The sequence below is a fragment of the Variovorax sp. PAMC28562 genome (assembly GCF_014303735.1).
Classification (GTDB): Bacteria; Pseudomonadota; Gammaproteobacteria; order Burkholderiales; family Burkholderiaceae_C; genus Variovorax.
Genome location: NZ_CP060296.1, coordinates 1,854,011 through 1,868,814, shown reverse-complemented (window position 1 = coordinate 1,868,814; position 14,804 = coordinate 1,854,011). Strand labels below are relative to the sequence as shown.

The 14,804-nt window shown below is 65.3% G+C and carries 13 protein-coding genes and 1 other RNA gene; 9 read left to right on the top strand and 5 right to left on the bottom strand.

Annotated elements, in window-relative coordinates; translation table 11 throughout:
• Positions 1 to 9: 9 nt before the first annotated feature.
• Together H7F36_RS08905 and H7F36_RS08900 are read left to right on the top strand one after the other, a co-directional pair.
• Positions 10 to 1,686, top strand: coding sequence for an MBL fold metallo-hydrolase (locus H7F36_RS08905; protein ID WP_187054327.1), 1,677 nt, complete (start codon positions 10 to 12; stop codon positions 1,684 to 1,686).
• Positions 1,683 to 2,432 carry an RNA pseudouridine synthase gene (locus H7F36_RS08900; protein ID WP_187054326.1) on the top strand — a complete coding sequence of 250 codons (750 nt, stop codon included), beginning with the start codon at positions 1,683 to 1,685 and terminating at the stop codon, positions 2,430 to 2,432. Before H7F36_RS08905 ends, H7F36_RS08900 begins: the two co-directional genes overlap by 4 nt.
• A gap of 22 nt (positions 2,433 to 2,454) precedes the next feature.
• On the opposite strand, the gene rnpB is transcribed toward H7F36_RS08900, so the two are convergent.
• Positions 2,455 to 2,791, bottom strand: an RNA gene (gene rnpB, locus H7F36_RS08895) — RNase P RNA component class A.
• Positions 2,792 to 2,854: 63 nt separating this feature from the next.
• Between rnpB and cysK the strand changes: the two genes are divergently transcribed.
• The 4 genes from cysK to H7F36_RS08875 all read left to right on the top strand — a co-directional run bounded on the left by cysK (position 2,855) and on the right by H7F36_RS08875 (position 7,241).
• Complete coding sequence (gene cysK, locus H7F36_RS08890; RefSeq protein ID WP_187054325.1) at positions 2,855 to 3,793, top strand: cysteine synthase A; 939 nt, start codon at positions 2,855 to 2,857, stop codon at positions 3,791 to 3,793.
• A gap of 65 nt (positions 3,794 to 3,858) precedes the next feature.
• Positions 3,859 to 5,508, top strand: a complete 1,650-nt coding sequence (locus H7F36_RS08885; protein WP_187054324.1) for an NAD(P)/FAD-dependent oxidoreductase — start codon at positions 3,859 to 3,861, stop codon at positions 5,506 to 5,508.
• 70 nt (positions 5,509 to 5,578) lie between these two features.
• Positions 5,579 to 6,202, top strand: coding sequence for a flavin reductase family protein (locus H7F36_RS08880; RefSeq protein WP_222620449.1), 624 nt, complete (start codon positions 5,579 to 5,581; stop codon positions 6,200 to 6,202).
• Between the two features lie 34 nt (positions 6,203 to 6,236).
• Positions 6,237 to 7,241, top strand: a complete 1,005-nt coding sequence (locus H7F36_RS08875) for a ProQ/FINO family protein (protein WP_187054323.1) — start codon at positions 6,237 to 6,239, stop codon at positions 7,239 to 7,241.
• Positions 7,242 to 7,373: 132 nt separating this feature from the next.
• Here H7F36_RS08875 and htpX read toward each other — a convergent pair whose 3' ends face one another.
• The 4 genes from htpX to pyrC all read right to left on the bottom strand — a co-directional run bounded on the left by htpX (position 7,374) and on the right by pyrC (position 11,116).
• Positions 7,374 to 8,249, bottom strand: coding sequence for a protease HtpX (htpX, locus tag H7F36_RS08870; protein WP_187054322.1), 876 nt, complete (start codon positions 8,247 to 8,249; stop codon positions 7,374 to 7,376).
• Between the two features lie 109 nt (positions 8,250 to 8,358).
• Positions 8,359 to 9,192, bottom strand: coding sequence for a DUF3025 domain-containing protein (locus tag H7F36_RS08865; RefSeq protein WP_261802545.1), 834 nt, complete (start codon positions 9,190 to 9,192; stop codon positions 8,359 to 8,361).
• A complete protein-coding gene (locus H7F36_RS08860) occupies positions 9,168 to 10,082 on the bottom strand; it encodes an NYN domain-containing protein (protein ID WP_187054321.1) in 915 nt (304 codons plus the stop codon). Before H7F36_RS08860 ends, H7F36_RS08865 begins: the two co-directional genes overlap by 25 nt.
• Positions 10,079 to 11,116: a dihydroorotase gene (pyrC, locus tag H7F36_RS08855; protein WP_187054320.1), complete on the bottom strand. Its 1,038-nt coding sequence runs from the start codon at positions 11,114 to 11,116 to the stop codon at positions 10,079 to 10,081. Before pyrC ends, H7F36_RS08860 begins: the two co-directional genes overlap by 4 nt.
• A gap of 112 nt (positions 11,117 to 11,228) precedes the next feature.
• Here pyrC and H7F36_RS08850 point away from each other — a divergent pair, with 112 nt between their 5' ends.
• The 3 genes from H7F36_RS08850 to H7F36_RS08840 are packed head-to-tail and all read left to right on the top strand — an operon-like array spanning position 11,229 to position 14,785.
• Positions 11,229 to 12,884 (top strand): ABC transporter substrate-binding protein, encoded by a 1,656-nt coding sequence (locus H7F36_RS08850; RefSeq protein ID WP_187054319.1) that lies wholly within the window; start codon positions 11,229 to 11,231, stop codon positions 12,882 to 12,884.
• 25 nt (positions 12,885 to 12,909) lie between these two features.
• On the top strand, positions 12,910 to 13,863 hold the full coding sequence (locus tag H7F36_RS08845; protein ID WP_187054318.1) for an ABC transporter permease: 954 nt from the start codon (positions 12,910 to 12,912) through the stop codon (positions 13,861 to 13,863).
• Between the two features lie 4 nt (positions 13,864 to 13,867).
• Positions 13,868 to 14,785, top strand: a complete 918-nt coding sequence (locus H7F36_RS08840) for an ABC transporter permease (RefSeq protein ID WP_187054317.1) — start codon at positions 13,868 to 13,870, stop codon at positions 14,783 to 14,785.
• Positions 14,786 to 14,804: the final 19 nt, after the last annotated feature.

Sequence of the window (14,804 nt, the reverse complement as noted above, 5' to 3'; positions counted from 1 at the left end):
AATGCGGCGATGGTTCGTTCAACCCAACAACTCCATTCGCCGCGTGAGCCGTCGCCGCTGCGTGCAGCCGCGACGGTGCTCCTGCTGCGCGACACACTCGACGGCCTCGAAGTCCTGATGACTCGGCGGTCGTCGAGCGCCAGCTTCGCCCCCGGAGCCTACGTGTTCCCGGGCGGTCGAATCGACGAGGCCGACACGTCGGCAAGACGCATCGCGACACGGCGCCGCACCCAAAGCCGGTTGCAGTTGACACAGGCGATCGCTGCCATCCGTGAAAGCTTCGAAGAATTGGGCGTGCTGCTTGCGCACCACGCCGATGGCAGCCCGGTCACGGCTGCCGAGATCGACGACATGGATCGCAGCACCGCATCGACGACGGTCGCCTTCGCCGAGCAATGCGCCGCACGCGGTTTGCTCCTGTCCACCGACAAGGTTTTCACCTTCGCCCACTGGATCACCGACCGCGATTTGCCGAAGCGATTCGACGTGCCGTTCCTGATCGCGCGCATGCCAGAAGGCCAGACGCCGGTTGCGGACGAAACCGAGCAGTTCGAGCCTTGCTGGGTGCGACCTGCCGATGCGCTGGAGCGCCACAAGGCCGGCAGCTTCTTCATGATCTTCCCGACGGTACGGACGCTCGAGCGGCTCGCCGCCTACGGCAACGTCGATGCAGTGCTCGGCACCTGCGCCAATCGCTCGGAAGGGGAAGGCCCGCTCTGGACCAGCTGCCCGCGCGCCGGCCTGCTCGACGGCGCCGACGCGCGCTACATGGAGACCGATTCACCGTACGGCGAGCTCGCGATGGTGTGCCCGGATGGCCAGATCCTGCATACGCTCGACTGGCAAAACGAAGCGCCCGTGCCGCTGCTGAAAAACCTGCAACGGCTCACCGCACCCAATCCGAGCGCCATGACCGGCCCGGGCACCAACAGCTACATCGTGGGCGACGCGACGACCGGCTTCATCGTGATCGATCCGGGTCCGAACGACTTCGATCACATCGGCCGGCTATGGCGCGCGACGCAGGGCGACATCCGCATGATCGTGTGCACGCATTCGCACGCCGACCACTCGCCGGGCGCTGCGCCGCTGCAGGCGCTGTGCAAGACGCGGCCGCCGATCCTCGGGCTGCCTTCCGCAGCAACGTCACGTCCCACGGCGCGCTTCACCCCCGATCGCGCGCTGCACGACAACGAGCGCCTCACGCTGGCGGCGCCAGCGCGAACCGACACGTCCGCTCATAGGCACACGCTGCGCGTCATCCACACGCCCGGCCATGCCGCCAACCACCTGTGCTTGCTGCTCGAAGAAGACGCCCTGCTGTTCTCGGGCGATCACATCCTGAACGGCAGTACGACAGTCGTCGATCCGCCGGACGGCGACATGACGGCTTATCTGAACTCGCTCGACACGCTCGACATCGCCTGCGCCAACGACGGCGTCGGGTTCATCCTGCCCGCGCACGGCTACGTGATCGGCAGTCCGCGCGAGGCCATCGCGATGTTGAAGGCGCACCGCCTGCGGCGCGAGGCCAAGGTGGCCGCCGCCATGCGCCACCTGCCGGAGGGCAACGTCGAAGACTGGGTGCCGATTGCCTACGACGATGTGCCGGAGCGCATGTGGCCAGTGGCGGCTCGCTCGCTGGCAGCGCATGTCGAACGGCTGCAGCGACTGGCGGCTCAATGAGCGCCCTGGACGATAAACGCAACAGCCGCGAGAGCCGCAGCGGCTCTGTAGACGAAGGCGTCCGCCTGGCCAAGCGCGTGGCCGCCGCCGCAGGCTGCTCGCGACGCGAAGCCGAACTGCTGATCGAAAGCGGCGCAGTGCGGGTCGACGGCGAGCCTGCGCTGGTCCCGCAATCGCGCGTACGCGAAGGCCAGCGCGTCGACATCGAACCCGGTGCGCGACCGCAGCCGGTGATGGCGGTGACCCTGCTGCTGCACAAGCCGGCCGGTACCGAAACCGATGCGGCGCATCGCCTGCTGTTCGCGGCCAACCACCACGAGCCGGAGCGCGCCGGCCTGCGCTTTCTGCCGCACCACGTGAAAGCCCAGCGCGTGATGACGCCGCTCGAAGCCGGCGCCAGCGGGCTGATCGTCTTCACGCAGGAGTTCCGCATCGAACGCAAGCTGCAGGAAGACGCCGGCGTGATGGAACACGAGGTCATCGTCGACGTCGAAGGTCCGGTCGGTCCTGAAATATTGGATCGCCTGGAGCGCACGCCGGCACGCGTCAGCATCGGCCAGCAGGGTGAGGGCCACACCGGTTTGCGCTTTGCGCTGAAGGGTGCGCGACCAGGGCAGATCGCTCACATCTGCGATGGCGTGGGCCTGCGCATCCTGTCGATGAAGCGCATCCGCATCGGCCGTGTGCCGCTGGCCGGGCTGCTGCCAGGCCAATGGCGCTACCTGCTGCCGAGCGAGCGGTTCTGAACACGGCTCGTCGGCTGAATTAGTGTGAAGCGCGCCTGTACGCCGGATTCTGTGTACCGGCGTTCTTGCGAACCCCGGCATGACCGCCATTACTCTGGGCCGTTTGTCGCCAAACAGCTCGATGCCACCTACCCGCCAGCTCAGCGGAACCACCTCGATACTGGCCTACTTGGTGTTGCTGCGCGCAGAGATTGCCCGTTTCACCCGGATCGGGGTTGCCCCTTCACCGACTCGTCTCTGTTGCTCTGATCCTCACCTCGCGGTGGAGAGCCGTTAGCTCCTGCGCTGTCCTGTGCAGTCCGGACGTTCCTCCAGTGCCTGGTTTCCCAGATTGCACCAGCGGCGGTCCAGCGTGCTTCACGCAGCGATTATCGCCACAATGATCCTCCGCACAGATTCCGCAATCAACGAAGGAGACACCCATGAAAGCCGACACCATCCTCGCCACCATCGGCAACACGCCGCACATCCGCATCCAGCGCTTGTTCGGCAACCTCGCAAAGCCGGGGCAGCAGGTCTGGATCAAATCGGAGCGCGCCAATCCCGGTGGCTCCATCAAGGACCGCATCGCCCTCGCGATGGTCGAAGACGCGGAGAAATCGGGTGCGCTCAAGCCCGGCGGCACCATCATCGAACCGACCTCCGGCAATACCGGCATCGGCCTTGCCATGGTCGCAGCGGTCAAGGGCTACAAGCTGATCCTGGTGATGCCCGATTCGATGTCCGTCGAGCGGCGTCGCCTCATGCTGGCCTATGGTGCGACTTTCGATCTGACGCCACGCGCCGGCGGCATGAAGGCCGCCATCGCCCGCGCCGAAGAGCTGGTTGCCGGCACCCCGAATTCGTGGATGCCGCAGCAGTTCAACAATCCGGCCAACGTCGAAGTGCATGTGCGCACCACGGCTGAAGAAATCGCCGCCGACTTTCCCGGTGGCATCGACGTGTTGATCACCGGCGTCGGCACTGGCGGCCACATCACCGGCGTCGCCAAAGTGCTGAAGGCGAAGTGGCCGAAGCTGAAGGTGTTTGCAGTCGAGCCCGTCGCATCGCCAGTACTCTCCGGCGGCAGTCCGGCGCCGCACCCGATCCAGGGCATCGGTGCCGGCTTCGTGCCGAAAATCATGGACATGGCGTTGATGGATGGCGTGATCCAGGTCGATGCCGAACCGGCCCGCGAGATGGCGCGCCGCAGCGCCGCAGAAGAAGGCACGCTGGTGGGCATTTCGTCCGGCGCCACGCTCGCCGCCATCGCGCAAAAGCTGCCCGAGCTGGCAGCCGATGCCGTGGTGCTGGGGTTCAACTACGACACGGGCGAGCGGTATCTGTCGGTCGAGGGGTTCTTGCCGGCGTTGCCGGGCTGATCGCAGGCGGCCGGTATCATCGCGGCCCTTCACCGCACCTGCCCGATCGACACGGGCCGCACGCCATGATCCGCCTCTCCGAACTCAAACTCCCGCTCGACCACACGCCCGAAGCGCTGCCGCAGCTCATCGCGCGCACGCTCGATGTCGATGTGCTCGACCTCCAGACTTTCACCGTCTTCAAGCGCAGCTTCGATGCGCGCAAGGCCGAGCTGCTGACGGTCTACATCGTCGATGTCGCGCTGGTCGACACGGAACGCGAAGCTGCTCTCCTCGCGCAGCACGCGGCGCATCCGCACATCCAGCCTGCGCCCGACATGGTGTGGCGCGCGCCGTCTCATGCGCCGGCCGACATGCCGCTGCGCCCGGTGGTCGTCGGCTTCGGGCCGTGCGGCATCTTCTGTGCGCTGGTGCTGGCGCAGATGGGCTTCAAACCCATCGTGCTCGAACGCGGCAAGTCGGTGCGACAGCGCACCATCGACACATGGAAACTGTGGCGCAAGGGCGTGCTCGATCCGGAGTCGAACGTGCAGTTCGGTGAAGGCGGTGCCGGTACGTTTTCGGACGGCAAGCTCTACAGCCAGATCAAGGACCCGCGCTTTCTCGGCCGCAAGGTGATGGAGGAATTCGTCAAGGCAGGTGCGCCGCCCGAGATCCTCTATGTCGCGCATCCGCACATCGGCACCTTCAAGCTCGTGAAGGTGGTCGAGACGATGCGCGCAGAAATCGTCGCGTTGGGCGGCGAGATCCGCTTCGAGCAACGCGTGACGGACGTGCGCATCGAAGACGGCCACATTCGAGGCCTGTCGGTGCTCGATCGGGCCACCGGTGCGACCAGTGAGCTGCGTGCGGACCACGTCGTGCTGGCGCTCGGCCACAGCGCGCGCGACACCTTCGAGATGCTGCATGCGCGCGGCGTGCACATCGATGCCAAGCCGTTCTCGATCGGCTTTCGCGTCGAGCATCCGCAAGGGCTGATCGATCGTGCACGCTGGGGGCGGCACGCAGGTCATCCGCTGCTCGGTGCGGCGGACTACAAGCTGGTGCACCACGCGAGCAACGGACGTGCCGTCTACAGCTTTTGCATGTGCCCGGGCGGCACGGTGGTCGCAGCCACGAGCGAGGCAGGACGCGTGGTCACCAACGGCATGAGCCAGTACTCGCGCAACGAGCGCAATGCCAATGCGGGCATCGTGGTCGGCATCGAGCCGCGCGATTTCCCGGGTTGGACTGCCACTGAAAAGGGCGACGCGCTGGCCGGCATGGTGCTGCAACGCGAGCTCGAATCCAACGCCTTCGTGCTCGGCGGCAGCGACTACCGCGCACCCGGTCAACTGGTCGGCGATTTCGTCGCGGGCAAGCCATCGAGCGCGCTCGGCAGCGTGACGCCTTCGTACCAGCCGGGCGTGACGCCGACCGATTTGCGCGGGGCCCTGCCCGCTTATGCCATCGAGGCGATGCGCGAGGCGTTTCCGGCATTCGGCCGCAAGATCAAAGGCTTCGACCTGCACGACGCGGTGTTGACCGGCGTCGAGACACGCACCTCGTCGCCCATCCGCATGACGCGCGGCGACGACTATCAGAGTCTCAACGTGCGGGGGTTATATCCGGCCGGCGAAGGGGCTAGTTATGCGGGCGGGATTCTGTCGGCGGGGGTGGACGGCATCAAGGTTGCCGAGGCAGTAGCGCGCGGGGTGATCGCGACCTCGAACTGAACCCACGTCACTGAAATTGCAGCCGAAGCCCTCAGGGCCAACGAACAAAAGACCTCACGAAAGCGAAAAGATGATCGAAGACGACTTTCACTACTACGAACCCGCCAACGGCCACGGCCTGCCGCACGATCCGTTCAACGCCATGGTCGGTCCGCGACCGATCGGCTGGATCTCGTCGAAAAGCGCGGCGGGCGCGTTGAACCTCGCGCCCTACAGCTTCTTCAACGGCTTCAACTACACGCCGCCGATCATCGGCTTCTCGAGCATCACCGCGAAGGACAGCCTGCACAACATCCGCGAAACCGGAGAGTTCGGGTGGAACCTGGTAACCCGACCGCTGGCGGAGCAGATGAACCTGTCGTGCGCTTCGGTGCCTGCCGATGTCGACGAGTTCCAGCTTGCCGGCCTGACCCCCGTGGCATCGCGAAAGATCGACGTGCCCCGCGTGGCCGAAAGTCCGGTGTCTTTCGAGTGCAAACTGACACAGATCGTGCAGCTGCAAGCCGCCGATGGCACCGCCATTTCGAGCTGGCTGGTGCTGGGCGAAGTGGTAGCGGTGCACATCGCGCGGCGGCTGTTGAACGATGGCATCTACGACACCGCTGCGGCCGAGCCGATACTGCGTGGCGGCGGTCCGGCGGACTACTTTGCCGTGACCGCCGACAATCGCTTCCAGATGCGCCGTCCGCGCTGATCCGAGACAACCGATTTTTCTTGCAAGCGACCCCATGACCGAAGACGCCATCCAGACCGAACCCACCGCGGTGAACACGCCCGTTGCGCCGGCCCAAGACACGACCGCCGCATCCGAGGGCGCCCCATCGAACGCAGCGACGGAACCGAACGAGCCGCGCCGCAACTCGCGGCCGCCGCGCTCTGGCCGAGGTGGAGGCCAAAGGCCGACCGCCGGCCAGGAACAGCAACAGCCAGGGCGGCAACGGGGACCGCAAGGGCAACGCGGGCAGCAGCCACACCAGGGCCAGCGCGACCAGCGCGCGCCCCGTCCGGCGCGCCAGGTGCATCCGGTTCTGGAGCAGCTGTTCGAGCTGCACCCCAAGCTGTTCGGCGCCCGCTTCCTGCCGCTGAAGCTCGGCACGTACGAGGACCTGATAGCGCGCCATCCCGACACCTTCAAGACCGAAGAGCTGAAGGTCGCGATGGGTCTGCATGCCCGCTCGACGCGCTACCTGGAGAGCGTCGCTGCCGGTCATGCGCGCCACGACCTCGACGGCAATGCGGTCGAGCCAGTCGCGCCAGAGCACGTGCACCACGCGATCCTCGAAGTGTTCAAGCGCCGTCAAGCCCGCTCGAAAGACGATCTGCGTCCGCAACTGCAGGAACGGATCATCGCGGCGATCGAAGCGTCGGACATGCCGCGCGAGGTCTATGCCGAGCGAGTGCGGGCACGTGACGCGGGCGCCAATGCGGCGCTCGATGAAGCGCTGGCCGAGCTCGGTCGTCAGGCCGCCAAGCGTGAAGCGCTCCTGCGCGCGTTCGAAGCCAGCGGCAAGGACGAAGCAGGGTTCGCCGACATGTACGGCATGGACCCGGTCGAAGTAAAGCGAATCCTCCAGCGCGCTCGCAGCGACAAGGCTGCGGAGGCGGAGCGTGCTGCTGCTGCGGTTGCGGCGGCTGCTGAAGCTGTTTCAGCTGCTGAAGCAGAAGCAGAAGCAGAAGCAACGACGAATGCCGTGCCGTCCGACGATGCGAAGGATGCTGGCCACGCCGCATAGAAATCCGGCGATCCAGTTAAAAAAGCCGGCAAGAGGTTGCCGGCTTTTTTCGTTTTGCAGAGGAGACAGCGGGGCGTGTTCGGGGACATGAGCGGAAGGGGCACGCCAGACGCTATCCCCGCACTCAAAGTCTCAAGCCCTGGCGTTCTGCAGCGCAGCGATGCGCTCTTCGATCGGCGGATGCGTGGCAAACAGCTTGCCGATGCTGCCGGTGATGCCCATTGCCTCGACCGACTTGGGCAACTGGCCCGGAGGCAACCCACCCAGCCGTGCCAGCGCATTCATCATCGGTTGCTTCCTGCCCATCAAGCTGGCTGATCCTGCATCCGCGCGAAATTCTCGGTGGCGCGAAAACCACGCGACGACGATCTGCGCGGCGAAGCCCAGCACGATGTCGAGCACCAGCGTCGTGATCATGTAGCCGATGCCGGGCCCGGAATTGCGGTCATCGCCGCGGCGCAGAAAGCTGTCGACGGCGTAGCCGATGACCCGCGACAGGAAGACGACGAAGGTGTTCATCACGCCCTGGATCAACGCCATCGTGACCATGTCGCCATTGGCCACGTGTGCGATTTCATGGCCGATGACGGCCTCGACCTCTTCGCGCGTCATGTTCGTCAGCAGGCCGGTCGACACCGCGACCAGCGACGAATTCTTGAACGCGCCGGTGGCGAAGGCGTTGGGCTCGCCTTCGAAGATGCCGACCTCGGGCATGCCGATCTTGGCGGTGTCGGCGAACTTGCGCACCGTCTCCACGATCCATGCTTCATCGGCCGACTGTGGGTCGTTGATGATGCGGATGCCAGCCGTCCACTTGGCCATCGGCTTGCTGATGAGCAGCGAAATGATCGCCCCGCCAAAACCCATCACCAGCGCGAAGCCGAGCAGTGCAGGCAGGTTGAGCCCGCTGGATGTCAGGTAGCGGTTGAAGCCGAGCAGGCTCGACACGACGCCCAGCACCGCGACGACCAGCACGTTGGTGAGCACGAACAGAAGAATGCGTTTCAAGTTGATTTCTCCGTGGGGAAAGAAGGCGACAACGGACCGCGACAACAGACCGGAAGGTGGGGACCGAAATGTCCCGCTTCAAGCTTCACGCCCTGCGAGCGCAATGGATTTAAAGGCGCCGGCCCTGTTTGTATGTTGCTTCTTCTCGGGGCCGGAAGGGACGAAAGACGTCCGGGTCATCATAGAAGGAAAAGTTCTCGTTATCGAGCCACCAACCCGGTATCCCGAGCACCGGCAAAGGCACGAAAGGCTTGGTGGCCAGGTGCGCCGGATCGAGCGCACGCGCTATCGCGGCATCGTCGGCTGCGATTGATCGGGTCGAGTCGAAAGCGCCGGGCGCGAGCAGCACGTGGGCTGTCATTCCCTTGCGCGGTCGGCACAGTTTGTCTAGCAGCGCATGACCAAACACGAGCAAACGCGCCTCCTGCCACACCGCACGTTCGGTGACAAAAAGTCGTTGCCAGTCGCGCGCGCGCAGCGCTTCCCACATCGCAGGCGGCGCATCGAGTACCGCGCCGTTTTCGTCGAACAGCGTGAGCGCATCGCGCAAGGGACCGCGCGCCGCGCCGACGCCGGCGCGTTCGATTTCAGCCGCCTGCAATGCGTTGAGACGTTTCTTGGTCAGCGGGAATGCGAGCCAGGTGAGCCCATTGAAGAAATCGTGCAGGTTGTTGCGCGTCGGCACGGTACCGGTCTCGAAGATGTGCGCTTCGTAGGCACGATCGGGTGGCAGATGGCTTTGCGGCACGAAGGCCGGAACGCAGGGCCCACTCGCACTGCCAGCATCGATCGTCACGCCGAACGAGACCGCTTGCAACGCCTGCGCCACGGAGGTTTTCTGCGATGACTGGGCCACTGCCTGACCGATGTCGCGACAGTGCGCCAGCCAGGGACGGGCCCAGTCGACCCCGGACAGGTTCAGCGGGTCGGGCCGCCGGTCCATCGAATCCGGTCCGGGTGCTGCAGCACGGCGAACTCGTCGGTGAGCTTGTCGAAGAGCTTGAGCGAGCTGCCGTGCTTGCCGAGCAGTCCCGCTGTGCGCAGCGCCTTCGCGACATCGTTGAGCGGCACGTCGGTGCCACTGCGCAGCGCAGGCGCGGCGTTCAGGATGAACTCCGCCGCTTCGGAAGGTGCGGACACTTTCACGGGCGCGTTCTTGCGGGCGGCGGAGCGGCTCGCGGTTTTGCGGGGCGCTGCGGGCGCACGTGGAGCGACTGGTGTGCTCGGTGCGTTCGGTGCGTTCGGTGCAGGCGACGTAGCGCGGGCAGCCGCGAGTTCGTCGGCCTGCGATGCCTCGTCGGAAAACTTGGCAGTCGAACGGTTCGACGCTGCCTTTCGCGCTGGTTGACGCGGAGCTGCAGCCGCACGCGGAGCCGCGGTCGACGCCACACGCGTTGTCGCCGACGCACTCTTGTGCGCCAGATCGATGAACTCGTCGTACACGCCAATCGTCTCTTCGCCGGTCTTGCCCTGCTGTCCGATGCCACACACGCGGCAGCCTTTTTCGCGCAGGCGGATCACCAGCGGCGCGAAGTCGGAGTCGGACGACACCAGCACGACGACGTGCGGGCGTTCGGCGATGACCAGGTCGATGGCGTCGACCGCGAGCGCGATGTCGGTGCTGTTCTTGCCGGCCGAGATGTTGACCATGGGCCGCACCGACAAGCGCTTGAACAACGCCTGCTGCTTCAGCGCGGTCTCGGCGTTGCAATAGGCGCGGCGCACGTGAATGGCGCCGTACACGGCCATCGTGCGTTGCGCGGCCTGCTCGATGACATCGGACGAAACGTTGTCGGCGTCGATCAGCAGCATGACGCGGGGAGTGGGGGTCATGCGAGCTTCCAGTCGAGGGTTTCGCCGCCGCGCAGTGGCTTCACCGTGGCCTCGCCGTACGGTACTTCTTCCGGCACGGTCCAGCGCTCGCGCCTCAGCGTGATGGTGCCGGCGTTGCGCGGCAGGCCATAGAAATCCGCGCCGTGAAAGCTGGCGAAGCCTTCGAGCTTGTCGATGGCACCGACGGCGTCGAAGGCTTCGGCATACAACTCGATCGCAGTGAGCGCGGTGTAGCAGCCGGCGCAGCCGAAGGCGTTTTCTTTCAGGGCCGCAGCGTGCGGTGCGCTGTCGGTGCCGAGAAAGAAGCGGTCGCTCCCGCTGGTCGCCGCTTCGACCAGTGCCACGCGATGCGTTTCGCGCTTGAGCACCGGAAGGCAGTAGTAGTGCGGGCGAATGCCGCCGGTGAAGATGGCGTTGCGGTTGTAGAGCAGGTGATGGGCGGTGATGGTGGCGGCGGTGAATCGATCGGCATCGCGAACGTAATGCGCGCCCTCTTTCGTGGTGAGGTGTTCGAACACGACCTTGAGCTCGGGCATGTCGCGCCGTAGCGGGATCATCACGCGATCGATGAAGGCCGCCTCGCGGTCGAACAGGTCGATGGCGGGGTCGGTCACTTCGCCGTGGATCAGCAAGAGCAAGCCGTGCTTCTGCATGGCCTCGAGCGTCTTGTAGGTGTGACGGATGTCGGTCACTCCTGCATCGCTGTTGGTGGTGGCGCCGGCCGGGTACAGCTTCAGCGCGCGCACGCCGGCTTCGGCCGCCCGTGCGATTTCGTCGGGCGGCAGTTTGTCGGTGAGGTAGAGCGACATCACCGGCTCGAAGTCGACGCCGGCCGGCACTGCCGCGCGGATGCGGTCGCGGTATGCGAGCGCCTGCTCGGCCGTGGTCACGGGAGGGCGCAGGTTGGGCATGATGAGCGCGCGGCCGAACTGGCGTGCCGAGTGCGGCACCACGGCTTCGAGCGCGGCGCCGTCGCGCACATGCAGGTGCCAGTCGTCGGGACGCGTGATCGTGAGGGAGGAGATGCTGGTCATGGTCCGGCATTGTCGTCTGGCCTTGTTCCGGAGCGAGGTACACATCAAGGCGATTCGATTGGCATGTCGCTTGCTTGAAAAAACGCATTCCAAAACTCAAAGGTCGCTCTCCATGTACACCCCAACCTTGCCGAACCGCGTCGGCGCATTGCTGGTCGCTGCGCTGTCGCTCATCGGCACGGCAGTGCTTGCGCAAGAAAAAGTGTTGCGCATCGCCATGACCGCCGGCGACATTCCGCGCACCTCGGGCCAGCCCGATCAAGGTTACGAAGGCAATCGCTTCACCGGCGTTCCGATGTACGACAGCCTCACGCAATGGGACCTGACGTCGGCCACCAAGGCCAGCGTCGTGATTCCCGACCTGGCCCTGTCTTGGGCGGTCGATGCCTCCGACCGCACCAAGTGGGTGTTCAAGCTGCGCCCGGGCGTCAAGTTCCATGACGGCTCGCCCTTCAATGCCGACGCCGTGGTGTGGAACGTCGACAAGGTACTGCGCAAGGACGCACCCCAGTTCGACCCCGCGCAGATCGGCGTGACCGCATCGCGCATGCCGACGCTGCGCACGGCCCGCAAGATCGACGACCTGACGGTCGAGCTCACCACGTCGGAGCCCGATTCGTTTCTGCCGATCAACCTCACCAACCTCTTCATGGCCTCGCCCGCACAGTGGGAAAAGAAGCTGGCCGCCCTGCCCGCCACCGTGACCGACAAGGCCGAGCGCAGCAAGGCCGCTTGGACAGCTTTTGCCGCCGATTTCTCCGGCACCGGCCCGTTCAAGGCATCCAAGTTCGTGCCGCGCGAACGCCTTGAAATCGTGAAGAACCCGGACTACTGGGACGCCGCCCGTCGCCCCAAGATCGACCGCGTCGTGATGCTCCCGTTGCCTGAGGCGAGCTCGCGCACCGCAGCGTTGTTGTCGGGCCAGGTCGACTGGATCGAAGCGCCCGCACCGGATGCCCTCGAAGCCATCAAGGGCCGCGGCTTCAAGCTGTACTCCAACCTGCAGCCGCACCTCTGGCCATGGCAGTTCTCGATGCTCCCGGACTCGCCATTCGCCGACAAGAAGGTGCGCTACGCCGCCAACCTGTGCCTGAACCGCACCGCCATGAAAGAGCTGCTCGGCGGCCTGATGGTCGAGGCCACCGGTGTGGCCGAGCCCGGCAATCCGTGGCGCGGCAACCCGACCTTCCAGATCAAGTACGACCCGGCCGCCGCCAAGAAGCTGATGACCGAAGCGGGCTACTCTGCAAGCAAGCCGGTCAAGGTCAAGGTGCAGACCTCGGCCTCGGGCTCGGGCCAGATGCAGCCGCTGCCGATGAATGAATTCATCCAGCAAAGCCTGAAGGAGTGCTATTTCGACGTGCAGTTCGACGTCGTCGAATGGAACACGTTGTTCTCCAGCTGGCGCCTCGGCGCCAAGGACCCGGGCGCCCACGGAGCGCACGCTACCAACGTGAGCGCTGCGACCATGGACCCGTTCTTCGCGATGGTCCGCTTCGTCAGCACCAAGGCCTTCCCGCCGGTGTCGAACAACTGGGGCTACTTCAGCAACCCGGAAGTCGATGCACTGGTCGACAAGGCCCGCACCACCTTCGACGAGAAGCAGCGCGACGTGGCACTGGCCAACCTGCACGCGAAGATCGTCGACGAGGCCCCGTTCCTGTTCGTCGCTCACGACGTCGGACCGCGCGCGCTGTCGCCGAAAATCAAGGGCGTGGTGCAGCCGCAGAGCTGGTTCATCGACCTGGCAACGATGAGCATGGATTGAGCTCGCCCCCAGGTCGCGGCGCCCCATGATTTCTTATCTCTTGCGCCGCATCGGCTACGCCTTGCCCATCATGCTGGGCGTGTCGTTCCTTTGCTTCATGCTGGTGCACATCGCGCCGGGCGATCCGCTGGTGTCGATCCTGCCGGCCGATGCCTCGGCCGACCTGCAGCAGCAGATGATGAAGATCTACGGCTTCGACAAGCCATGGCCGGTGCAGTTCGGCCTGTGGATCTGGCGGGCCTTGCACGGCGACCTCGGCACCTCCATCGCGACGGCGCGTCCGGTCACGCAGGAGGTGTTCAAGGCTGTTGGCAACACCTTCATGATTGCCGCGCTGGCGACGCTCATCGGCTTTGCCTTCGGTTCGCTGTTCGGCTTCGTCGCGGGTTACTTTCGCAACTCGTGGATGGACCGCGCGGCCTCTTTCGTCTCGGTGATAGGCGTCAGCCTGCCGCACTACTGGCTCGGCATGGTGCTCGTCATCGTCTTCTCGGCCAAGCTCATGTGGCTGCCGGCCACCGGCGCCGGGCCTGACGGTTCTGCCCTGTGGAAGTGGGACGTCGAACACATCAAGTTCCTGATCCTTCCCGCCGTCACCATGTCGTTCATTCCGATGGGCATCGTCGCGCGCACCGTGCGCGCACTGGTGGCCGACATTCTTTCGCAGGAGTTCGTGATCGGCCTGCGCGCACGCGGGCTGAGCGAATTCGGCGTGTTCAGGCACGTCGTCAAGAACTGCGCGCCGACCGCCCTCGCGGTCATGGGGCTGCAGCTCGGTTACCTGCTCGGCGGATCGATATTGATCGAAACCGTGTTCGCCTGGCCGGGCACCGGCTTTCTGCTGAACCAGGCGATCTTCCAGCGCGACCTGCCGCTGCTGCAGGGAACCATCCTCGTGCTCGCACTGTTCTTCGTTGCACTCAATCTGCTGGTCGACGTCTTGCAGACGCTTTTCGATCCTCGCATCGAAAGGGCCTGACGCCATGTCGACGACTTCCGTCACCGCACCTGGCTCCCCGACGGCCGGCACACCGCCGGTCCAGCTCACACCAGCCGTGCGCTCCGCCAGCCACGGCGCCAACGTATTGCGCCGCCTCGTGCGCAACCCGATCGCGATGACCGCCGCCGGCATCATCGCGCTGCTGATCCTCGTCGCACTGCTGGCGCCGTGGATCATGCCGAGCGACCCGTTCGCGACATCGATGTTCAAGCGCTTGCGACCGGTCGGCACGGCCGGCTTTCCACTGGGAACCGACGAGCTGGGTCGCGACATGCTGTCGCGCCTGATGCTCGGTGGCCGACTCTCGCTCTTCATGGGAATCGCGCCGGTGATCATGGCTTTTGTGATCGGCAGCGGCGTCGGGATCCTGGCCGGCTACGCGGGTGGCAAGGTCAACACCATCATCATGCGGTGCATCGACGTGCTGTATGCGTTTCCGTCGGTGCTGCTGGCCATCGCGCTGTCGGGGGCGCTCGGCGCCGGCATCACCAACGCGCTCATTTCACTCACCGTGGTCTTCGTGCCGCAGATCGCGCGAATCGCCGAGAGCGTGACCACGCAAGTGCGACGCAGCGACTACGTCGATGCGGCGCGCGCATCCGGCGCCCCGGCCTTCACCATCGTGCGGCGCCATGTTTTCGGCAACGTGATCGGGCCGATCTTCGTGTACGCGACCAGTCTCATTTCAGTGTCGATGATCCTGGCCTCGGGCCTGTCGTTTCTCGGGCTCGGCGTGAAGCCGCCGCAACCCGAATGGGGTCTGATGCTCAACACCCTGCGCACCGCCATCTACAGCCAGCCGCTCATCGCTGCACTTCCCGGCGTGCTCATCTTCATGACCTCGGTGTCGTTCAACATGCTGGCCGATGGGCTGCGTGCGGCGATGGAGGTGAAGCAGTGACTAAGCCCGGCAGCAATGC